Here is a 24,707-nt window from a genome sequence, read left to right as displayed (position 1 = left end):
AGCGTTAGAACGAAGGCGAAAAGCTTGCAACCGTAAAGGGAATTGGATAGTTGACATCGATATCCAAGGTTACTTCGGTGCGGTGCTTTCAGTGGGTGCAATTCCCTCAATGGGAAAGAGTCGCCCTGCCTGGAATCGAGTTTTTAAGCACGCAAAGACAACAATAAAGGATTTAGTCTCAATAAAACCTAACTATACTTAGAGCTTCTGGAGAACTCCTAAATTATCTTTAGAAGAAAAAGGTGAAGTTCATCATTTGATTAATATATTAGTAAATTAAATAGAGGCTCTTTATAATACATTCCTCCAAAAATTGCAGGAATACAAGGAATTTTGCATTGACTCGTTAATTTATTCTAAAATATAATATTAACAATAATACAAATAAATTAATATTTATATTAACTTTAACCAATGAAGGGATTGAATTGTGGAAATACATGGGTGTATAAAGTTTCAAGCTATGACTGGAGAGGATGAGAGCTGATGAGCGTAAAAGGAAAATTAACTATAAATACAGACAAACAGGGATCTGCTATGGGTGATCTGTTCGGTATCTTTTTTGAAGATTTGAACCATGCGGCCGACGGAGGATTATATGCCGAACTCGTACAGAACCGTTCCTTCGATTTTGATCCTATCGATCATCCGGATTATCATGCGCTAATGGCGTGGGAGAAGGTGGAGCGTGGAGGTGGAGAGTGCAATATTCGCATTGAGTGTGAGTCCCCTCTGAACAAAAAGGGAAATTATGCAGTAATTGATATTCGCACGGCAGGCGACGGAGTTGGCCTGATGAACCAAGGGTTTAACACCGGCATTCCGGTTAAGGAAGGGAACAGCTATATCTTCTCAGTGTATGCGCGCAGGGATAGCAGCTTCGATATACCTGTCAACATTACCTTGGAGGGAATAGATGGAAGCGTATACGCGGAAACAGCTATCGTGGTTACTTCAAATGAATGGACCAAATACGAGGCATGCCTGAGCGCCTCCGCCACCAACTACAGCGGTAGATTGGTTCTTACGACGAAAGGATCCGGTTTATTTTGTCTTGATATGGTTTCCTTGTTTCCGTCGCAAACCTTCCTTAATCGGCCTAATGGTCTTCGTAAGGATATCGCGACACTGCTTGCCGATTTGAAGCCCAAGTTCATGCGGTTTCCGGGTGGTTGTCTCATTCACGACGGATCGCTGAATGCAGATGACCGTGATTCGATGTACCGGTGGAAGAATACGATCGGCGCTGTTGCAGAGCGGCCTGCCCGGAGAAACAATTGGCGGTACAATCAGACGCTGGGTCTCGGATATTATGAATATTTTCTATTCTGTGAAGATATAGGTGCCAAGCCGATTCCCGTCCTTCCGGCGGGCTACGACCCACATCATAAGCGGAGCGTACCTTTAAATGAACTGCAGCCTTGGATTGACGACGCCCTTGACCTGATTGAATTTGCAAATGGCGAGGCTTCGAGTCCTTGGGGGGCACTACGGGTACAGCTTGGTCATCCGGAACCTTTCAATATGGAGTATATTGGCATCGGGAATGAGGAGGTGGGTGAACCGTTCTTTGAGAGGTACGCGTATTTCCACCGGGCAATTAAGGCAAAGTATCCGGATATCCAAATCATTAATTCCAGCGGTCCGTTCGCATCCGGAGAGGAGTATGAGCGCGGCTGGAGATCGGCCCGCGAGAACCGTTCTGACTTCGTAGACGAACATTACTATCAATCCCCGGAATGGATGCTGGCCCATCATCGCCGTTACGATTCCTTCAAGGCAGAAGATCCCAAAGTATTCATCGGGGAATACGCCTCCTGGGGCAATACGTATTACAATGCACTCGCAGAAGCCGCCTATATGACTGGATTTGAACGCAATGCCCACGCAGTTGGGCTTGCTTGCTACGCCCCGCTGCTCTGTAATGTCGATTACGTGAACTGGAAGCCGGATTTGATCTGGTTCAATAATCATAATGTGTTCGGAACGGCCAACTATTACGTCCAGAAGCTATTTATGCATCATCAAGGAAATTACGTGCTTCCGGTTCAAGCGGAAGGCTTCGGACAGCAGGCTCTGAGCGTAAACAAGCCGATATCAGGAAGACTAGCTGTCGGAACCGAAGGGGGAATAGTCGAATATTCCCGGATTCAGCTCATCGACCATGTTACCGGGGAAACTAAAGAATTTGGTGACGGGAAGATACTTCTTTCTGATACAGCTGAGGACCGGGAGAATGGACAGGCCCGGACAATAGAAGAACTCGCATCGATTGAAAGCGAACATTATACGCTGTCGATAACTGCAAAACAAATAACCTGGGGCCGGGGCATCATGGTTCACTTTGGAAAGGTCGATGATCGTAACGAGCTTCTTTTGAGGATCGGGGGATGGCAAAATGGTGACTTGGTAATCAACTCTATTGTAAATGGAACAGGCAGCGTCCTAACCCATTGCTTGTTTGATGTAATAGACGAGGTTTGTTATCACATTTTACTAGAGATTACCGGAAGAAGAATACAGGCCTACGTTGATGGGGTCCTCGTTGCTGATACGGAAGATTTGCTCCCCGTCTTAGAGCCGCTTTACTATTCTTCTAGCATCGAAGAAGCAACTGGCGACGTAATTTTGAAGATTGTCAATTTACAAGATACACAGGTAAATACCGGAATTATGCTGGAAGGGTTCGATGAGAAACAAAAACTTATGATCGAGGTTTCGGAATTATCCGGACATTCCCTTGAGGCTGAGAACAGCTTCGAAGAACCAACTCGGATTGCGCCGAAGATTGCAACACTTCATCTGCAGGGCAATGAGTTTGAATACGAGGTTCCAAAGCATTCTTTTACCGTTATGCGAGCGAAACAATTGAAATAACGATACCAATGCAGAAGTAAATGAAAAGGGGAGAAGTTAAATGGCAAGCGCTTATTTATTCGTTCATTTTCGGGAAAAAGAGACACCTGATGGTGAGCAAGTTTACTTTGGACTAAGTAAGGATGGGTTCAACTGGGAACAGGTTAATGGCGGTAAACCTGTACTTTGGAGCGATAAAGGTGACAAGGGGGTACGGGATCATACTATTGTCCGTACGAAGTATGGTAAATTTTATATTCTGTCTACGGACCTCGGTCTGGCCAATTGCTTCAACACCAAGTATGAAGGGGCATGGAAAAATATCGCGCGCATTGGGAGCAAGCATCTGGTCTTATGGGAGTCTGACGATCTGGTAAATTGGTCAGACCAGAGAATGATCAAGCTTGGCGATGAGGATTTTGGCTGTCTATGGGCGCCTGAGGTGCTGTACGATCAGACCCGAGATGACTATGTTATTCACTGGACATCGTCCCATGCATCGAATGATTTTGGTCATAAGGCTATTTTCTATACACGGACTAAGGACTTTATTAGCTTTGATAAACCGCAGTTATTGTGCAGGAAAGACGGGAGCGGTATCATCGATTCGGCAATCTATGAGGAGAACGGTGAGTATAACCGCTTTTTGAAGAGTGAGGCTGACCCGCACGGGATTATTCTTCAGCAAGGCAAGACTTTGACCGGGGAATATACGCAAAATCAGGCATTTAATGAAGAGATGGCTAAACTCGGACATAGTTCATATGAAGGACCGACCGCATTTAAGCTGAGCGACGGAAGATGGTGCCTGATGCTCGATTTCTTCGGCGTTCATGGCGAAGGGCAAGGCTACGTCCCGTTTATTGCAGATGACATGAAGAGCGGACGCTTCATCCGTTCCGATGAGAATTTCAGCTTCCCTTACCGCTTCAAGCATGGTACTGTGCTTGAAATTACGTTGGAGGAGTACTACCGGATTCAAAAGCACTTTTCCTAACCTGAAATTTCAAAGCTGTTAACGGAGAATAACCGAACGTAACGGTTTATGAAGTGAAGGTTGATATGCATAACATGCGTGAGTCGTCGAAGCGATTGAAATGAGACAATTGTTCGTCATCTAAGAAACGTATCGAGTACAAGATTTCGGACGTTCAGCACTTTAAATCTATAAATATGTTCGCAATAGTATGTTTCACTAGTGCTCTGAACATTCATAAATACCAGCAGAGCACGACTCTGCTGGTATTCTATAGTCATTGAAGATCATTTCGGTTAGGGGTGATGAGCAATCTATTATCGATTTAGGTGTCCTTAAAGGCTAGTAAAATGAGTTTTATATTACTTTTAGAGAGCGCTTACTTTAACGTTATACGAGACTTTTTTTCTAATCGACACCCAGACACTAAGCAAAGAGACTCCAAGCGCATTGAAGGTAGTCACATGAGTATCCAAGTTCCGTGAAGGTTAATTCCAAGGAGGGAATATAATGGATCAAGTGATTAATAGAAGAGGTAGCCATCGGATTTTTATCTGGTTCTTATGCTTTGTTCTGTCTTCTGCTGGATTTTTGGGTCTTGGGTTTGCTGGTAAAGTTAACGCGGCCGTTTCTCCGTTAATTACTTCGTATAAACCTCAGGTTCAAAATGTTAATGTGAACGTTTCCTATGTGGATTCATCTGGAAATACGATATCAGGTGTTATTCATCATCCGGGTATCGCTATAACACAAGCGGACTTAGATAATATGAGGGATCATGCAAGAGCAGGAGATGAGCCTTGGAATACGGCGTTTAATGCTTTCGCGAGTGATACCCAATCTAGTAAAACTCCACGGATTTATTACGAGTCCGGTAATGATATTTTTGTGAATATCCGAGGGCCTTGGGCGTTTACGGATGCGAACGGCGTTTATTGGTCTGATCCCAGCGAATATGTAGGAACGCGGGCAAATACGGATTCGGAGACTGCCTTTAAACAAGCGGTAATGTGGTATATCACTGGCGATGAAACATACCGTGCCAATGCCATGTCTATTATACGGTCGTATTCCGCTATACAATCGGTGGTTCCACACACGAGCTTCCGATTTGCCACGATGACCTATTTATTAGCGGCGGCATCTGAAATATTACGGTATTCCGATACCCCGACAGGAAATTTGAAATGGACCGCTACGGATACAGCTAACTTTATTAATATGATGAATCTTTGTTCGGTCACCTACAATGCCCATACTTTTTTTATGAATCAGCATCAATTTGGCGTTATGGGAACCATCGCCAGAGCCGTCTTCACTAATGACCTGCAGCTATATGCGGAAGCTGTAGAAGCAACGATGGTCAATGATTCAGGCAATCCGGGAGGAAGAAATGGCTCTATTAAATATCAGATGCGGCTAATGACAGCTAATGAGATCACCGGGGAAGCGCTGTCTCCGTCGGATCAACACGTTCAACTGATGGAAATGGGGCGTGATGTGGGGCACTCTTACGCAGATATTGCCGGACTGTCCACATTGGCACAAACCATCTATGCACAGGGCACAAAGGTAGATCCAGTCAACGGGACCATGTCTGGCGCTGCCAATGCGGTAAATCCGTTCAATTTTCTGGATGACCGACTCTTGGCGGGAACAACTTATGCTCTAAAATATCATCTGGGCTACGATGTTTTATGGACGCCTGCATACTCGGACGGGTATACCGCTGGTTCTGCCTATTTTGACAGTATTAACGCGGATGGCAGAGGTAGAATCGATGCATTCTTCAGTGTTCTATATAACTACTACAAATATGTCGAGCAGCGGGATATGTCAGCGAATAAATACAAATATCTGGCCTATGCCTACGAAACGAGAATGCCGGAAGTAGCCTCCAAAGATTATCCACTCGCAACATTACTGTACACGCCTGATGCCGCGAAGACTGTTGGCATGAGTAACCAGAAAGTTTTAAGTGCAATTACAGGATTGTCTGCTACGAAAGCTGGATCAAGTACAATCAATCTGAGTTGGACAACTGTACAGGGGGCGCTGGGGTATAACCTGTACAGATCAACGGAGCCAGAAGGAGGTTTCGTTAAGCTTAACAGCGAGCCCATTACGGGAACCGCATATAGTAACACAGGTTTGATTCCCAATACTATTTATTATTATAAGATTGAAGTAGCGGGTGGACAGACGTCACCAATTATTTCGGAAACTACTGGTGGAGATGGTACCCCATATCTGGATGCAAGCAACTATACACTTATGGTAAATGAGACGCATTACACAAGATTAAGAGCCGTATCCGCAGACAATAGCAGTCAGGATCTCACCAGTCAAGCAGTTTATTCCTCATCAGATTCGGCAGTGGCAACCGTAGATGCGGTAGGTACAGTTCGAGGGACTAACCCTGGTTTAACCACAATTACAGTTACTTATAACGGGAATTCTTATAATGCCATTGTAAGAGTAGTCAGGGATGTCAGCTTGATTACTTGGTATGAATTTGACGAAACAAGCGGAACAACAGCTGCAGATTCCTCGGGATTTGGAAACAATGCTACGATAGTCGGAGGGAGCAACGCAACCTGGACTTCAGGTAAGGCTGGTAACGCCATTAGTCTTGGAGGAACGAATACAACGGCAACTTATGTAGCTTTGCCTAGCAATGTTATAGATAATTTGAATAGTATGACGTTTGCCGCATGGGTGAAAGCCAGCAACACATCCGATGCCGTAAGCTTGTTTACGGCTGGGCCTGCCGCCGCCGCCGTTCCCACTAAATATATGATGATGCTGCTTAATGGAAGCCGGTTTTCAATGACAGCCAGCGGCAATACGGCAGAACAGAACATATCTGCTGGCGGGAACTTGACCGCCAACATGTGGAAGCATGTTGCTGTTACTTTATCTGGCAGTACTGGCATCTTGTATATTGACGGGGTACAGGCCGCAACTAATACGTCAATGACCATAAAGCCTTCGGATTTGGCACCGACAACAGCTGGTAACTTTATTGGTAAATCGGAATGGACGGGAGATAAATATTTGAAGGGACAGATCGATGATTTCCGGATATATAATCGTGCATTAAACTCGTCCGAAATTACGAATGTAGTGAGTGGGCAGAATTTGCCGACAGTCCCCTTAACGCCGTCAGATGTAAGTGCCGCCGCTACGGATTACAGTACAATTAATTTGAGTTGGTCTGCTGCAGCAGGAGCAACGGGCTATCAAGTATTTATGAGTGAATCTTCTGCTGTTAATGCCATTTACCAAAAGATGAATACGGATAGTATTACCGGAACCTCATATACTTTTACGGGTTTGAAAAAAGGAAGAACCTACTACTTCTATGTGAAGTCAGTGAATGCACTGGGAGGATCCAGCCCATCGGCGATTGCTTCGGCGACAACGCCGAATGCAGCACCGGACTCAAGCCTAATCATCTGGTATAAGTTTGATGAAACAGGCGGAACTACAGTTCCTGACTCCTCTGGAAAAGGGAACAACGGTATTGTTATTGGCGGATCCAATGCGACATGGGCGACCGGTAAGTCCGGCAATGCTATCACTTTTGGAGGAGCCAGTACGGATGCGGCTTACGTGTCTCTACCGGGTAATCTTACCGATGATTTAAGCAGTATGACGTTTGCAGCCTGGGTTAAATCCAGTAATACATCTGATGCCGTCAGCTTGTTTACAGCTGGACCTCCTGCCGCTTCAGTTCCAACTAAATATATGATGATGCTGCTTAACGGCAGCAGGTTCTCAATTACCGCAAGTGGCAATACTTCGGAGCAGAACATTTCAAAGGGAGGCAATTTAGCAAACAATACGTGGAAGCATGTTGCAGTAACTTTATCAGGTAGTACAGGTATTCTCTATATCGATGGAGTGGAGGCTGCAAGAAACTCAGCGATGACCCTGAAACCGTCCGATTTGAAGCCAACTGACAGCGGTAACTTCATTGGCAAATCAGAATGGAATGGGGACAAATATCTGAAGGGGCAGGTTGATGATTTCCGAATCTACAACCGTGCGATCAGCGCATCCGAAATAGTGAGCGTGATGAACGGGCAGACTCTGGCTATGCCTGCGGTGCCAACAGCGCTCTCTTCTAAGAATATAAGCGGACTGACTGTTAATTTGAACTGGGAGACTGCTTCAAACGCTACCGGTTATAACATTAAGCGGTCTTCCGCTAGCGGGGGGCCTTATACAACCGTTGCAGCAGGCGTAATCGGCGCAAGCTATGCGGATTCAGGCCTGAATGTTGGTGCAAGGTATTATTATGTTGTAAGTGCCGTAAATCCGGATCATGAGAGTGCTAATTCTGCAGAAACCAGTGTAACTTTGCCGATTGCTCAGCTCAAGTTCAACGAGACCGGCGGTACTGCGGCGGCTGATGCTACTGGTAACGGTTTAAATGGCACTTTAACAGGTAGCATCCTTTGGGCATCCGGCAAAAGTGGAAACTCCGTTAAGCTGGAAGGGACAAACGGCTATGTTGCACTTCCCGCAGGCGTTGTATCCAGCGCTGACACTGCCACGGTAGCCGCCTGGGTTTATTTGGATTCGACGAACAACTGGATGCGTATATTTGATTTTGGTTCGGGAACCTCTACCTATATGTTCCTCACGCCAAAAAACGCAACGAATGGTAAAATCCGCTTTGCCATCAAGAATAATAGCTCAAGCGAACAAATTATCGATGGCTCGTCCGCGTTGGAAACTGGTAGCTGGCATCATATGGCAGTGGTTTTAAATGGAGCTACAGGAATCATTTATATAGACGGTGTAAGTGTTGGGAGCAATAGCGCGATGACGATTAAACCTTCTGATATGGGATCTACCACGCAAAATTGGATTGGTCGTTCTCAATATAACGATCCTTACCTCATGGGACGAATAGATGATTTTCGAATTTATAACAAAGTCCTTACCGCTGCTGATATCAGTGCTCTTGCTCAGTACTAGTTAAATCAATAGTCAGTTTACTTACTTATTATCTATGGATACGTTCAGTTTAAGAAGGAATTCTGTTTCTCCTATGATTAGTCCATATTTCTATAATAAAAGTGCATATTTAGGAATAATGATATCGCTTACAATCGGTATTGATACTTTAAAAAACGATAGCTAATAAAGCGAATAGTCCGTCATCAATTGGATCATGTCAATTAGTGCCGGACTATTTAGTCATGCTCGTGAGCATTGTGTAGCAAGGGTTCTAAGTAGCAGATAGTTAGCCAGTGATACTTTTTAAGATGAGTTATCAAAAAATGAATTTTGACAAGGTGGCTGAATGAAAACACGGACAAATGCTGATACAAGAAAGTGGAGAAACTCTGATGGAATCATCTCAACTGGGAATCAACTTCATATAGAGGTCGTGAATGTATGAATTATTTCAAAAAAATGCCGATTGGTATTCAGATGTCCTTGTTAGTTGTATTTATTATTATGATCGTGCTCTTTATTATCTTTACCAGCTATATAAAATCCGCCAACGTAGTAGAAAAAAAGAATAACGAATATTTCACTGAGATGATTTCGCAGATGAACCAGACGGTTTCCTCTAACACGGATGGCATTAAACGTATTATTCAGAATATTGCCTATAATTCTGTAATTGTACAGGATTATTTAACCGAGACTAATCCGATTGCCAAATATGAGAAGTACGAACAGCTTAAAGGCTATATCTCCGATATGATCAGCTTAAAGGACGGGATTGTGGACATCGCCCTGATTGGCACGTCTGGCACTAAATTCAACATCAGGGGAGATATCAATGAGTTGCTGCCTTTTGAGAAGGAGATTCCAGATAAGCAACTGTATTTTTTTACAGGTTTGACCACCCTGCCGTTCAATAATGTGGAGAAGGATGTGTTTGTTGCCGGCTGCCCGATATACTCGATTACTGATTTTGTGAACAATGGACGCATCGGTACGCTGATGGTAGTTCTAGAGGCTAATGCCATCCTTGGATCGCCAGCAAAAGAGACCCGGCTAACCGGCAATAAAATTTATGCGCTGGACCGGAACAGCAAGGTGTTCTATACCAATGATGATGAGATTAGGAGAGGCAGTCTGTTTAGCGAAACTCAGACAGAAAGCCAAGAGACTAAATATCTCGTTCAGAATGGAGAAATTCCTGATATCGGCGGGGCAATCATTTTCAAATTGCCTAAAAGTGATTTGCTCAGCGGAATAGATGAAATCCGAAGGCTGTCTGTCATTATAGTTTTGATTGCCTTTCTGCTTCTGGCGGTGCCGTTCTTTCTTGTCATCAATAATATCATCCGTCCGCTCAAAAAACTGATGCAGTTTATGGGTGATTTCAAGTTGGGCCGTGCAGGTTACTTGAATAAGCGAATTAGTCTACAGGGTTATGCGGAGATCAACCTGATGGCCAATCATTTCAACCGGATGCTGGATGAGCTGCAGCTCTTGACGAATCAATTGGTAGCAAGCAACACTCGGTTATATAAGGTCGAATTGGTAAAAAAACAATCAGAACTGGCTTTTCTGCAGAGCCAGATCAATCCGCATTTCCTATACAATACGCTTGAATCCATCAAAGGCATAGCGGTGGAAGAAGGCTCAGAAAAAATTTTCAGCATGGCCCGCGCACTCGGCCTGGTCTTCCGCTATAGCGTAAAAGGAACGGACGTTGCGCCGCTCCGGGAAGAACTCACCATGCTTAAAGGCTATCTTTACATTCAACAAATCCGGTTTGCCGGCCGGTTTGAAACATCCATTCTGTTCCCGGATGAAATCCTCGACTATAGAGTGCCGAAGATGATTTTGCAGCCCCTCGTAGAGAACGCCATTGTCCACGGGCTGGAGACGAAGAATGGATTAGGACTGCTCGAACTGAACGGAACCTGCTCGGAAGAGGCGCTACTGCTGTCGGTGAAGGATAATGGGCCTGGAATTGAGTCTGAGCGGCTTCAGATCATTCAGGCTCTGCTGTCCGATCGCGAAAATCCGGTGCAACACTCAGAGGTAGGCATCGGGCTGCTAAATGTAAACAACAGGATTCGCTTAAGCTATGGCGATAAGTACGGTATTAATGTTAGAAGCGAAGAAGGAGAGGGCACAGAAATTATCATCACCATACCGCTAGAGGAGTGCTTCTAATATGTATAAGGTATTTCTTGTAGATGATGAAGAATTGGTTATCAAAAGCCTCATTGCCAGCGTGGACTGGAAAGGGAACGGCTTTGAAATTGCAGGCTATGCTTTAAGTGGGGTAGAGGCTTACGAGGCTATTAAACGGCTGAGGCCAGAGGTGGTGTTCACGGATATACGCATGCCAGGCATGAGTGGACTGGAATTGATTAAAGAGCTGCAAAAACTGCCATTCCAACCGATGGTAAGTGTCATCAGCGGTTATGCTGAATTTGCTCTTGCTCAAAAAGCCATTAATTACGGAGCGTTCGGCTATTGTCTGAAGCCGTTTGATGAGACGGAGATCGCATTGTTTCTGAAGAAAGCCTGCACGGTGCTGGATAACCGGAAAAGTCCAGACGAAGGACGGATTCTGGATTACATCGAAGAAGCTGACGTTGAGGCGGTGGAATATCTGAACAAGTACTTAAAAAACGCGGGCATCGAGGCAGGTTCTGCTGCTGGTATGAAAGTAGTAGTCTCAGTGGGTAAGAGCAGGCTTAGTCTCTTGGGCCGCAGCGGAACTATCACGCTGCGCATTGGGTACGGAATGTATGCCTACCTGATACAGGTTAAGGATGAGGAACAGCTGCACTTTGACCTGGCGGCGAGTGCAGGAGGGATTAAGGGCGTAGGTGCAAGCAGGGTTATTCACCGTGCTGACGAGATTAAACTTGCACTGGACGAAGCAAAAATCAATGCCTATCGTTTTTTTACGTCAAATCATAATGATTCAATTGTAGAGCGGGAGCTGGATTTAACGGAAAAGCAGTATACGATGAAACTGATGGAGGAAGCCATTGCCAAAAATGATACGCATGCTCTCTATTCCTCCTTACAGGTAATGGAGGATCTGTTCACGACGGGTCAACTGCATATCAAACACGCGATTATGGTGTATAACCAGGTGATGATGTATGTCGGCCGCAGCGAAAGCGAAGTATATGAGGATTACATCTTTACCTTTGACCAGTTGGGAAAAATGTTCAAGAATGCCGCCGAAATGCTGCTGTTTCTGAAGAACATGCTGATTGAAAGAATGAAGATGAATGAACAAACCCAGCGTCCGTATGGACATAATCGGAATTTCAAGGTTATCTATGAATATGTTAATGAGCACTTCCGTGAGGATATTTCTATTTCATTCCTTTCAACGCAATTCAACTTAAATGGCAACTACATCAGCCAACTGTTCAAAAAGGAGAACGGGGTCACTCTTACACAATATCTTTCAAATCTGCGAATAGAATATGCCTGCGGGTTGTTAATTAACACGGACTTGTCGATCAATGAAATTTCTGAGAAGACTGGGTATTCGGATTATTTCTACTTCAGCCGAATTTTTAAGCGGATGAAGGGCCAGACTCCAAGTGGCTACCGCGCTGGCTTTTCCTAAATTCTGTCCTCTAGAGGATGGTTTTTTTGTTTGCCGTTAAAATGCAAGGAGGATTTGTATATGAACATGGATTTTTATTAGAATCTTCACGTATTCAAACGCTTTCATTTCATAAGTAAAATACATTTATCCCTAAGTTGCGTCAATACTTCACTCAGTAGGCTCAGCCTATAATTATGGATAGAGAAGGAATGGAATCGCTTCCATATAGATCTCTAGGGTCACTCCTGTGGTCTAGAGTATCCATTATTATTTGTTATCCTAACATCAGAGGTGAAGAGAATGGAAAGCTCCACTCAGCTTGAATATTCCGGAAAAACGACCGCACGGCGGCGGAGCGGGATTTTGTGGAAAGAAATTGTTAAGCATAAGTATTTGTATTTACTACTGGCGCCCTTGGTTATCTTTTATATTATTTTCACTTATATTCCGATGTACGGTGTGCTGTTGGCCTTCAAGGAATTCGATTACTCCAAAGGAGTTCTGGGTAGCCCGTGGAACCATTTTGCCAATTTCAACGCGGTCTTCGGCAATCCCGGCTTCTGGACTGCATTCCGCAACACTCTTCTAATCAGCATGGGCCGGCTGATCATTGAATTTCCGATTCCGATTGTACTGGCAATACTACTGAACGAAATCTCGAAGGGCAGACTGACACGTGTGTTCCAGACTGTGTTCACCTTCCCGCATTTCATAAGCTGGGTCGTTCTAAGCGGGATCATCATTGGAATTTTTAACGATCAAGGTCTGTACAATCAAGTATTGGCGTTGTTTGGTGCTGAGAAATCTTCGGTACTGACCAGCGGCCCCGGCTTTACGATCGTACTATTTGTCTCGAACATCTGGAAAGAAGCAGGCTGGTCCTGCATTCTGTATTTGGCGGCAATTGCTGGAATTAATCTGGAGCTGTACGAAGCCGCAGAAGTCGATGGTGCAAATCGGCTTCAGCAGATGAAGGCGATCACCTGGCCTGTGCTGAAATCGACTGCTGCAGTATTGTTCATTCTGGCAGTCGGCAATGTGATGAACGGCGGGTTCGACCAGATATTCAACTTGTACAATTCGGCAGTGTATGCATATTCGGACATACTTGATACCTTCGTGTATCGCAGTGCATTCACAGATGCGACTGGCTTCGGGTTCTCCACTACGGTTGGGCTATTGAAATCGGTCATCAACTTTACCCTGTTATTCGGGGCTAACTATATTGTGACCCGGTTTGGTAAAGAGGAGGGATTATAAGTGGCGACTAAAAAATTCAACTGGCCCAATACGCTGATAACTCTGTTCTTGGGGATTACAGCCATCATTGCGCTGTTTCCGTTCTACCAGACACTCATGTTGTCCTTTTCGACGGTATCAGATTCTGGGACAAGCCGGGTATTCTTGTTCCCGGAGACATTTGACTTCTCCGCGTACCGTTTTCTGTTTCTGGAAGGAAAAGTAATGCGTGGCCTGGGGATCTCGGTGTTAGTAACGATAGGAGGGACGATTCTCAGCATCGTGGTCAGTACGGCGGGTGCATATGCACTGTCGAAGAAGACATTGCCGGGGCGTAATATTATTTTTAATGCGATCATCTTCACGATGTTTTTCTCTGGAGGACTGATTCCTTACTTCCTGACACTGCAAAAGCTACATCTGCAGAATAATTTACTGGTGATGATCATACCGCCAGCCGTGAACACCTTCTATCTCATCTTGATGAAAAACTTCTTCAATACGGTATCTCCTTCTTTGGAGGAATCGGCTAAGATTGACGGGGCAAATGACCTCACGATCTTATGGAGGATTGTTGTTCCGGTCTCCATGCCGATTATCGCGACGATGACCTTGTTCTACGCGGTGGACCGCTGGAATGAGTGGTGGCTGCCAACGCTGTTCATCAACGACACGAAGCTGTATCCGCTGCAGCTGGTGCTGCGTAATGCAATCACGAATATCAGCCAAATAATAAACAGCACAGCGGGAGCACAACTGGCACAAGGGACACAGAACATTTATGGGGATTCGGTCAAATCAGCAATGATCATTATTTCAGCTGTACCCATTATTCTAATCTACCCGTTCGTGCAGAAGTATTTCGCCAAAGGGATTATGATTGGTTCCGTTAAGGGCTGATTCAATGAATAGTTAATTCTGGCATATGCCATAATTATAAATTTACAACAAAAGGGGATAGCAAGCATGAACAAGAACAAACAGACTTTGCTCTTAGCGGTGCTAATGCTGGCGGTGACCACGGTTTTCTCAGGCTGCAGTAGCGATGGTAACTCGGCAAACTCTTCGTCCGCACCAGCAGATAACGCTTCGAACGGAACTGGGCAGGACACTTCAAAAAATATAAAACTTAATGTTTCGTTCATGGGAATTCAGGATGGCTTTGATGCTCCTGGGGCTGCAAATGATACGATTTTCAACAATCTGGAGAAGCAATTTAATGTGACGTTGAATCCGGTCCAGTTAACCTGGAATGACTATATGGAGAAGACAAAGGTTTGGGCGGCATCTGGGCAGTTGCCGGATATTTTCCCGAACGTCATCGCAGTGGACAACCAGGCGCTATATGCTTCCTGGGCGAAACAAGGAATTATTAAACCACTACCGGAAGATCTCAGCAAATATCCTAACATCGAGCGAATTATGAGTTTGCCTTCCGTCACGCCACTGAAGGTGGACGGCAAGTTTTATATGATCCCAAGAATGACATACAACGACTCCAGCGATTGGATCATGGACCGTCCAATTCTGTACCGCAAAGACTGGGCGTCGGAAGCAGGTTTTACTTCCAGTCCTAACTCTTTCGATGAATTTGTCGCAATGATCAAGGCCGTGAAGAAGCTGCACCCCGAAGCGGTCGGAGTGACTTTGGAGAATAAGAGCTATATTGATACACAGTTCCTGGGTAGCTTCCCGGAAATGGCCAATTCGAAATCCTGGACCAAAGAAGAAGATGAGTGGATACCTTCTTATGATTCCCCCCGAATTAATGAGGGGCTGAAGCAGCTCAGAACGCTGTACAGTGAAGGACTGCTGGATAAGGACTTTGCTATTCAAAAAGCGAGTGACGGAACATCCAAGTTTTTGAATGGTCAATCTTTTGTTAACTACGGTGGGACATTTAGTACATTCGCTAACGTCGATGCATTCCATAAAGGCAATCCAGGCGTGAACTTAAGCGATGCAGTTGGTCTCATGAGTATCTGGCCTGCAAGTGATGGCAAGCGCTATACTTTTGCGGAAACTCCGTATTGGTCGGAGATTTACTTCAATAACAAGATGAGTGATGAGCAATTTGATCGGGCTCTGCAACTGATCGACTTCATGGCTTCCGAAGATTATTCCGTACTTGTTAAAAATGGCATTCTTAATGTTGATTACAAAATAGAAAATGGCAAGGCAGTATCACTGCTTAGCAGCGATGAGTCGTTGGCTACAAAATATCCAGTCACCAATACACTGAATGCCCTGGCACAGTGGCATGGTGCCTTATACAAAGCTGGAAAGACAGTGCTCAACTCCAACCCCGATATAGCTGCGTGGGAAGCCTATGATCAGGAGACCTTCAAGAAATTCAAAGCAGAATATACACCTGCTCCAATTAATTTCGATATTATGCTGATGTCCACACCTGCTAAAAACAAGCTGTCTACATCGACCCTGATTGATGACATGGTCAATACGATCCTCGGAGAAGACGATCCTGCGGCCATGTGGACAAAAGTATTGAAGGGTTATGAATCTAAAGGTTTAAATGATGCAATTAAAGAAGTGAACGATAAAGCTAAGGAATTGGGGATTTAATGATATTAAACTAATTTGCAGGGGCCTAAAGTGAGCGGATATGTTCTCTCACTTTGGTCTCTGCTATCCCGCGTCTGCCTTCCGCAATCACATCACGAGTGAACGCACCAAGGTGTCCGGGGAAAGTATAACAGAAAATGAAAGGGGATAGATAGAATGAAAGCACCTTTATTTCGTGATCCAATTTATGATGGAGCTGCAGATCCCGTAGTTATCTGGAACCGGGAAGCGCAAGAATGGTGGATGATATATACGAACCGCAGAGCGACGGCTGAGGGAGAGCGTGTTGCCTGGGTGCATGGCACCGATCTTGGTGTCGCTTCCTCACGGGACGGCGGTAAAAGCTGGCTATATCGCGGTACACTACAAGGACTCGATCTTGAATGGGGCCGTAATACCTTCTGGGCACCGGAAATATATTGGCATGACGGCCTGTACCATATGTATGTCAGCTATATTCAAGGTGTGCCGACAGGTTGGGCCGGCAACCGGCGTGATATGATGCATTATACGAGTCCGAACCTACTTGATTGGACATTCTGTTCTAAGCTTGAGCTGAGCTCAAACCGGGTAATCGATGCTTGTATCCATGAGCTGCCTTGTGGTGGCTTCCGCATGTGGTACAAAGACGAGGAGAATCAGTCACACACGTATGCGGCGGATAGCAAAGATTTATATCTCTGGGAGGTTGTCGGTCCGATTCTTACTGAACGCCCTCACGAAGGGCCTAATGTATTCCATTTCAAAGGCTTCTACTGGATGATCGTAGATGAATGGAGAGGACAGGGGGTATTCCGTTCTGATGATTTGAATACGTGGGAGCGCACCGGATTACTCCTTAATGAGCCAGGTGATCGTGAGGACGATGGTGCGATCGGCTTGCATGCGGATGTTGTCGTGCAAGGAGAAGCGGCTTTTATCTTCTACTTTACGCATCCAGGAAGAGATGAGACGGGGGGGCAGGCAGCATTGGATGGAAGTTACGAATGTCGCCGCTCCTCAATTCAGGTCGCTAGGCTTGACGTTGTTGATAGTGTACTCGTTTGTGATCGCAACGAGTCGTTTGAGATTGAGCTGCTGCCGGCGGACTAGCCTACTCCTTCTCAACCGAGTCCTCCAGATAGCTGTAAGAGGATTTCCGCATCATTTATTTCCCTATCACAGAAGCCGCCGCTTAGGTAATATCTACTATTGAGCCGGCTTTTTCTTCATATTTTGCTATAAATACGCATAATGAGTGATTGTAATCTCAAAATTATACTTTTAGAATAGGTAGATAATGCAGGGTGTAACCGCTTGTGGCTAGCCTCACCAGCAAAGATATTTTTACAAGCGCTTTCAAGTACTCAGCAGGTCCTGATACAGCAAAGAAATCTTGGATTAAGGAGTTCATTTATATGCGGATAATAATAGCAGATGACGATGATTACACGAGAGAGGGCTTGATCGATTCGATTGAGTGGGAGCAGTTCGGGATCAGCAATATCCTCGAAGCCAGGGATGGGGCGGAAGCGCTTCGGCTGGCAACCCAGTATAAGCCCGAAATCGTGCTGACAGATATCCGTATGCCGAAGCTTAACGGGATTGATTTTGCGGAGAAGCTGGGTGAGCTCTGCCCGGACAGCAAGCTGCTGTTCATGAGCGGATACCTGGATGTTAATTATTTGAAGAGTGCGATACGGCTGTCCGCGGTTGATTATATTGAGAAGCCGATCAAGCTCCTTGATTTGCAGGAAGCCATTCGCAAGACAGTCCAATCTGTGCACAGGAGTAAAAGGCTCGTAAACGATCTCAGTACCAAAAAGAACCTGCAGCAGCAAAAGCTCACACGTCTGCTGATTGAAGGTACAGCGAATCCGGAATGGATCAGGAAGCAATGTGAAGAGGCGGAGTTTCCGGTGAACTCTGGTTATCTATGCTTATTGGTATACAGCCCGGGACAAGCGGGACACGAGCAGGAGCTGCTGGAATATGTGAATGACTTCTGGAGCGGGCAGGGCGTTCATGCTGTCGGGGATCATCTCGGCAGGGGAGAGTTTGTATTCGTGCTGGCGCTTAACAGGCTCAAGATGGACCGGGTCGAAGCCTTGGCGAAGCAGCTGGTCTTGAGAAGCGAGCATCACTACGTAGGAACCGGAGGCCGGGTATCAAGCCTTTACGAGCTCAACCAGAGCTATGCGAGTGTGCAAAAGGCACTGGATCATTTTTTCTATTATCCAGATCTTCATTATTACCCATACCAGGAATCGCATAATGCCCAGTCCGGTATTAGCCCGCAGTTGTTTGTGGATTTTTATATACTGATGAAGAGCCAGCCTTCCGGGCTTATAGAATGGATTGATTCATTATGCAGGCAATTTACTGTGAAAGAGCATCCTCCGCGCGAGCAGGTGTATTCCCTGTTTTCATCTCTGGGCCGGGCGATGATTCAGGAGAAAGGTGCGCTGCTGGCTAAACTGGATGGGATATATGATATTAATGATGTCGATGTACGGATATCCGAGTGCACTACACTGGAGAAAATCAGGTTGTATATTCAGGAAGTCTGCAGAATCTATTGTGCGGAGATAGAGAAGGATTCCAGGTACTCCCATACCATAACCAGCGTAATGGATTATATCGCTTCCCATGTAGGTAAGGTGGATCTGGACCTGCCGGAGATTGGCCAGCATATGTTCATGTCCTCTGCCCATCTGAATATGCTGTTCAAGCAGGAAACAGGAACGACCATCACCCAATATATCAGGGAGTACAGGATCGAGCTGGCCAAGAAGCTAATTATGAATGAGCATTATAAAATGAATGCGATTTCAGAGCTGTGCGGCTTTGCCAGTCCAAGTTATTTTGCGAAGGTATTCAGGATATGTACCTCTTTAACGCCGGTTGAATTCAGAAGGATGAAGCTTAGATGAAGATCCTCTTACAACTCAGAAATCTTTCTATCCGTAAAAAACTAATCCTTCTGTTCATTATGGTAGGAATTATTCCGCTGATTATTACGTTCTTTGTGTCCCAGCACGAGATACGCAAATACGCACTGGATCGGCAGAGCTATGCAAATAACCAGACTTATGAGCAGACCTTGTCGGTACTGAAGGGCAGGATGTCACATATCGAAGAGATCGCCTCCATGATTGTTGTGAACAAAGATATCACCTCAATCTTCTCGAAGAATCCGGATCAGCTGGAAATATGGAAGCAAATCTCAATATTCGAGGACATCACCTCCTATACTCAAATTCTGGAGTCGGACTCCCAGTTCAACAACATCATGTATTTCATCAATGACAGATTCGTCATGGCCGGAAAAAGTTCCCTGTATAGACCGCTTAGCCAGGTTCAGGGCCAGAAGTGGACGGAGACCTTCCTGGCCGCAAAAGGAAGATCCACCTGGTTAATATTCGAGGACAAATTTAATTTTCTCAAGCCTAAGAAGTATCTAACGCTGGGCCGGGCGCTTTGGAATGAGAATAACTATATGGAGTCTGTCGGATTCGTCATGATTAACATAGATTTGGGGCAGATCACCGAGGCACTGCAGCCATCCGTTCCCGGACAACTGGTATATGTGGAGACCGCAGATGGAGAAATTGTAGCTAGTAGCGGAGGTGAAGAAGAACTGGCCAAGATAAGGCTGCCTTATAAGCTGAACAGCGGTGCAAGTTATTCCGAGATACATTTGGATAGTGGGACTTATCTGGCGCGGGGCAATCAGCTTGATTCCACAGGCCTTTATCTCGTATCTGTTATCCCATCCCGTGCAGCGATGTCCATTATTCAAAAAATCCGTGCGCAGATGCTGAGCATTTATGCCGTGATCGGTCTATTTATTGTGGCGTCTATATTCCCTATTACCAGATCGATAACACAACGCATCTTTCTGCTGATGAACAAAATGAGCCAGGTCCGACAGGGAAGATTAAATACGCTGGATCTGGAACCGCGTACCGATGAACTGGGCCATCTAATCTCAAGCTATAATTACATGATTAACAGTGTACAAGAGCTTATGGAGGAGCAGTTTAGGCTGGGGCAGGAAAAAAAAGGAGCGGAGCTAAAGGCGCTGCAATCGCAGATTAATCCTCACTTCCTGTATAACACGCTGGATATGGTCAACTGGATGGCTCAGAAGGATGAGGTGGAGAATATCCAGAAGGTGATCCATGCCCTGTCGGACTACTATAAATTAGTGCTCAATAAAGGTAAGGATTTCGTAACTGTTGGAGATGAAGTGCGGATGTGTAGCATTTACATGGAGATTCAAAAGAACCGCTATAAAGACAGGATTAAGCTTGAGGTCAGAGTAGAGTACGAAGCCTTAAGCTGTATGCTTCCTAAGATTACGCTGCAGCCGCTCATAGAGAATGCAATCGTGCACGGGATTATGGAAACGGAAGAGCGCAGAGGAACGATACGGATCAACGGCCGGCTTGAGCAGGACAGACTGATCGTAAGTATTGAAGACAACGGGGCGGGGATACGGGAGCGGGAAGAACCGCACTCCAGGTATCAGGGAAGCGGATACGGTGTTGAGAACATTAACAAACGGCTGAACTTATTTTTTGGGGATGAATCCAGAGATATTCAGTTTACCAGTACAGAAGGTGAAGGGACATGCGTTATGATCAACGTTCCCGCCGTCCGGAGTTAAAGAAGGCCGCCGGCCTTCTTTTTTTTGCGTTGAGGTAAGATTCTCCGTCATGAATATCATTGTTTTTTACGAGGAATCTTCTGAATTTCTGATATTTTCCGCAGGGTAGTAGCTATAGAATTAATCGTGAGAGGAGAAGTGATTGCATGTACCAGGTATCATCGGATGCTTCGAAAGCGCTTAATAAGAAAGCGCTTAAACGGGGGGGGAAGCCATTTGCGGACTTCAGAGCGCACAAAACCTATTATTTTATGCTCATTCCGTTGTTCGTCTATTTTATAGCTTTTAACTATTTGCCGCTTTTCGGACTCTACAATGCCTTTACAAATTACGACTTCAGTAAAGGCATACTCAGTCCATTTGTAGGTCTGCAGAATTTCGAGTTCTTATTCAAGGGTGGGTCAGACTCCATTATCTGGAGGTTAACCCGTAACACGATCCTCTACAATGTGGCCTTCATCGTGCTCAGCAATATATGTCAGATTGGTATGGCTGTGCTGCTGAAAGAGATCACATTTAAGAAATTCGTGAAAACATCGCAGACGTTGATGTTCATGCCCTACTTTGTCTCGATGGTTATCATAGGCTCGATCATTTATAACCTGTTCAATTTTAACTACGGTGTTTTCAATAATCTATTCACTTCCCTTGGCATGGAGAAGTTTGATTTCTACCGCACCCCTTGGGTCTGGCCGATCATCATTGTTGTCGTTGAGATCTGGAAGAGCTTAGGTTATGGAACTGTAATCTATCTTGCTTCAATTATGGGGATCGACGAGAGCATTTATGAAGCGGCTTATGTGGATGGTGCTTCGAAATGGCAGCGCATCCGCTATGTTACTCTTCCACTGCTCAAACCGACTGTAATTATTCTGCTGCTGTTCGCCGTCGGAGGGATTCTGAGAGGACAATTTGATCTTTTCTGGAATATCGTAGGCAACAACGGGCTACTGCTTAATGCAACGGATATTATTGATACTTATGTATACCGTTCTCTGACCGTTAACTTCAGTATTAATCTGGGGACTGCAGCGGGATTATATCAATCCCTTTTCGGCCTGATTCTCATTCTTACCGTTAATGCTATCTTCAGAAAGTTTGACAAGGAAAATTCTTTATTCTAGAAAGGGTAGTGATTGAACGTGAGTTCTGTGATTGTTGATAAACACGGCAGTAAAATCCGCAAGGACGCTGGAACAAAAATATTCGATATCATCGCAATAATTGCAGTGTCTATCGGTGCGTTGGTCTGTGTCATCCCATTTATAATTATGCTCTCCGGCTCTTTCAGCACAGAGTCAGAAGTAGTGCGGAGCGGATACTCGATTATACCTAAAGGGCTGACGCTGGAAGCTTACCGGGTGGTCTTAACTTCCTTGGGAAATACGATCGGCAGGGCCTATATGGTTACGATTTATGTAACAGCAGTAGGCACATTTCTAGGCTTGTTATGCTCATCCATGGGAGGGTACGTGCTTTCCCGTCCTGATTTTAAACACAGAGACAAAGTATCCTTCTTCGTATATTTCACTACGCTATTCAGCGGAGGGCTTATCCCGACTTATCTCATTGTAGCCAATGTGCTGCATCTGAACCATTCGCTCTGGTCCGTTATTCTGGGCGGTCTGATGTCGGCGTTCAACGTGTTCCTTTTCCGGAACTTTATCAAAGGTATACCCGATGCGCTCATGGAATCAGCGAGGATTGACGGGGCGGGAGATTTCCGGATTTACTGGCAGATCATCATTCCGCTGACGAAGCCGGCTATGGCTACGATCGGCCTGTTTACCGCACTCGGCTATTGGAATAACTGGTTTACCTATAGCCTGTATCTGATCACCGACAAGGATAAATGGGGTCTGCAGTACTTGCTCTACAGAATGCTGTCGAGAGTGACGGATGCGGTTAAGGGCTCAGATGTCATTATTATTCAGCAACTGCCGAGTGAAACAATGAAGCTGGCTACGGCGATGCTGGTTACCGGTCCGGTCCTGCTGTTCTATCCGTTCGTGCAGCGGTACTTCGTCAGCGGACTTGTTGTTGGCAGTGTGAAAGGTTAAGGATATTGCGGGTTTGGTGTCAAGTTGGAGGAAGCACATTTACTGTTTCCTCCACTGCACATATAATGGTTTATAACAATGGAGGGGTTTAGCTTGAAAAGAAAGCATTTAAAAAAGACAATGTTAGTTACATCCATGGCCTTAATGCTGGGATTATCTGCAGCCTGCTCAAATTCGGGCAACAATAATGCCAGTGGTGAACCTGCAAATTCAGGGAATACGGCTGCAACAGACGCGTCGAAAGAAATCGTTGAATTGAAAGCGATTACGATGGGGAATGAGCCCAAAAGCGGACTGGATAACTTCTATAAGCAACTGGATGCTCTAACCGAAAAGGATCTGGGCATCCGGGTCAGATTTGACTATATTCCATGGGGAGATGAAAAGAACCAGATCAGTAGAGCAATTGCAGCTAAAGAATATGATCTGTATGTAGGCGGAGCGTGGTCTGATTTTGCCAATTTCGCCACCAAAAATGCCTTTGCGGACTTGACTCCGCTGCTGAATGAAACGCCTGATCTTGTAGAGCATTATAAAGGCTCACTCGACCGAGTGAAAATTGATGGTAAGGTATTCGGTATTCCGCAATACAATAAGCCGGGTGGTGGCGGCGAAGGGATGCTCTACCGTGAGGATCTGAGACAGAAATGGGGACTTCCGGAGATCAACAGCCTAGAAACAGCCGAGCAGTATCTTTACAAAGCCAAAGAAGAATATCCATCTACACCTATGCTGAACGACAAGCGCTTCGGCACTAATATTTACACACAACTGATTGCCAGCAAATATTATATCGTAGCTGCCGATTATGCTGTAGCATCGTATGCTGATCCTTATAAGGTAATGAGCATTTATGATACTCCGGAATACAAAGAAGCAGTAGCTAAAGCGAAGCAATGGTATGACGATGGCATAGTGGATCATGATATTCTGGCCGCCCAGGGCAACGCCACCGCCGAAACACTGGAATTGATGAAAGTTAACCAAAAGCCGCTTGAATTCAATAACCAGTTCGGAGCGGTCAGCGGTAACTATATTAACCAGCTTAAAGAAGCTCTGCCGGAATCAACCTATGGCTGGTACGATTTTGTGATGGATAATAACGCCCCGGCGTTCCTGCCTAAAATGTCGCCAAGTACTACTACTATGATTTCTGTAGGGACCAATTCACAATACGCCTTACAGGCACTGAAATTTATCGAGAAGGCGCACACGGATCAGACCTACTTTAATTTACTGGCTTATGGTGTTGAAGGAGAGAATTACAAGGTTGACTCAGCGGGTTATATCAATTATGAAGGTATTCCAACCGATAATATCAAGCCTTCCTGGACAGGCATGGCTGATGGTTACATGGGCCTTCAAGTCAATTATCCGAGTGAATGGAAGACAATTTATGATAATTTACAGGTAGAGGGAATTAAACGGGCAGAAGCCGGCGGTACAGATCCTTACGAGGGCTTCAGCTTTGACACCAGTTCACTGGCAACCGAGCTGTCCAATCTGGAAACGGTAAAAACACAATATATTCAACCATTAAGCGTAGGGATGACCAACGACATCGACGGCGATCTGGCTAAAGTGCAGAAACAGCTGAAGGATGCAGGCTTCGATACCTACATGTCTGAATTGCAGAAGCAAGTAGATGCTTTCAAAACAGCGAAATAATAATACCGAGTCGTCCTGATCAGGAATTATCCTGACCGGGACGGCTTTTCTTTTTCCCGCTTCAGGCTGCAGGACAATCCTCTTCCGAATTTACAACAAATCTTGCAA

At 45.3% G+C, this 24,707-nt stretch carries 14 protein-coding genes; all 14 read left to right on the top strand.

The annotated features are described in order from the left end of the window. Positions 1–486: 486 nt before the first annotated feature. The 14 genes from GJB61_RS12535 to GJB61_RS12470 all read left to right on the top strand — a co-directional run bounded on the left by GJB61_RS12535 (position 487) and on the right by GJB61_RS12470 (position 24,599). A complete protein-coding gene (locus GJB61_RS12535) occupies positions 487–2,877 on the top strand; it encodes an alpha-L-arabinofuranosidase C-terminal domain-containing protein (protein WP_154118809.1) in 2,391 nt (796 codons plus the stop codon). 40 nt (positions 2,878–2,917) lie between these two features. After that, positions 2,918–3,853 carry a glycoside hydrolase family 43 protein gene (locus GJB61_RS12530; RefSeq protein WP_154118808.1) on the top strand — a complete coding sequence of 312 codons (936 nt, stop codon included), beginning with the start codon at positions 2,918–2,920 and terminating at the stop codon, positions 3,851–3,853. 489 nt (positions 3,854–4,342) lie between these two features. Next, a complete protein-coding gene (locus GJB61_RS12525) occupies positions 4,343–8,821 on the top strand; it encodes a LamG-like jellyroll fold domain-containing protein (RefSeq protein ID WP_154118807.1) in 4,479 nt (1,492 codons plus the stop codon). Between the two features lie 423 nt (positions 8,822–9,244). Next, on the top strand, positions 9,245–10,990 hold the full coding sequence (locus GJB61_RS12520) for a sensor histidine kinase (protein WP_154118806.1): 1,746 nt from the start codon (positions 9,245–9,247) through the stop codon (positions 10,988–10,990). A gap of 1 nt (position 10,991) precedes the next feature. Continuing rightward, positions 10,992–12,416 (top strand): response regulator, encoded by a 1,425-nt coding sequence (locus tag GJB61_RS12515; RefSeq protein WP_154118805.1) that lies wholly within the window; start codon positions 10,992–10,994, stop codon positions 12,414–12,416. Between the two features lie 282 nt (positions 12,417–12,698). Further along, a complete protein-coding gene (locus GJB61_RS12510; RefSeq protein ID WP_154118804.1) occupies positions 12,699–13,658 on the top strand; it encodes an ABC transporter permease in 960 nt (319 codons plus the stop codon). Beyond that, on the top strand, positions 13,659–14,537 hold the full coding sequence (locus GJB61_RS12505; RefSeq protein WP_338115774.1) for a carbohydrate ABC transporter permease: 879 nt from the start codon (positions 13,659–13,661) through the stop codon (positions 14,535–14,537). 66 nt (positions 14,538–14,603) lie between these two features. Beyond that, the gene (locus tag GJB61_RS12500; protein ID WP_154118803.1) at positions 14,604–16,220 is read left to right on the top strand and encodes an extracellular solute-binding protein; all 1,617 of its coding nucleotides are present in this window, start codon (positions 14,604–14,606) and stop codon (positions 16,218–16,220) included. Between the two features lie 156 nt (positions 16,221–16,376). Beyond that, positions 16,377–17,312: a glycoside hydrolase family protein gene (locus GJB61_RS12495; RefSeq protein WP_154118802.1), complete on the top strand. Its 936-nt coding sequence runs from the start codon at positions 16,377–16,379 to the stop codon at positions 17,310–17,312. Positions 17,313–17,617: 305 nt separating this feature from the next. Beyond that, a complete protein-coding gene (locus tag GJB61_RS12490) occupies positions 17,618–19,132 on the top strand; it encodes a response regulator (RefSeq protein WP_154118801.1) in 1,515 nt (504 codons plus the stop codon). Next, positions 19,129–20,871 carry a sensor histidine kinase gene (locus GJB61_RS12485; protein WP_154118800.1) on the top strand — a complete coding sequence of 581 codons (1,743 nt, stop codon included), beginning with the start codon at positions 19,129–19,131 and terminating at the stop codon, positions 20,869–20,871. Before GJB61_RS12490 ends, GJB61_RS12485 begins: the two co-directional genes overlap by 4 nt. Positions 20,872–21,017: 146 nt before the next feature. Next, positions 21,018–21,995 (top strand): ABC transporter permease, encoded by a 978-nt coding sequence (locus tag GJB61_RS12480; RefSeq protein ID WP_154118799.1) that lies wholly within the window; start codon positions 21,018–21,020, stop codon positions 21,993–21,995. 18 nt (positions 21,996–22,013) lie between these two features. Next, the gene (locus GJB61_RS31675) at positions 22,014–22,931 is read left to right on the top strand and encodes a carbohydrate ABC transporter permease (RefSeq protein WP_338115773.1); all 918 of its coding nucleotides are present in this window, start codon (positions 22,014–22,016) and stop codon (positions 22,929–22,931) included. Between the two features lie 135 nt (positions 22,932–23,066). Continuing rightward, a complete protein-coding gene (locus tag GJB61_RS12470) occupies positions 23,067–24,599 on the top strand; it encodes a DUF3502 domain-containing protein (RefSeq protein WP_154118884.1) in 1,533 nt (510 codons plus the stop codon). Positions 24,600–24,707: the final 108 nt, after the last annotated feature.

Origin of the sequence: Paenibacillus monticola (assembly GCF_009664975.1) — a bacterium.
In the GTDB taxonomy this organism is placed as follows: Bacteria; Bacillota; Bacilli; order Paenibacillales; family Paenibacillaceae; genus Paenibacillus_AQ; species Paenibacillus_AQ monticola.
This window is presented reverse-complemented; position numbering and strand designations above follow the sequence as displayed.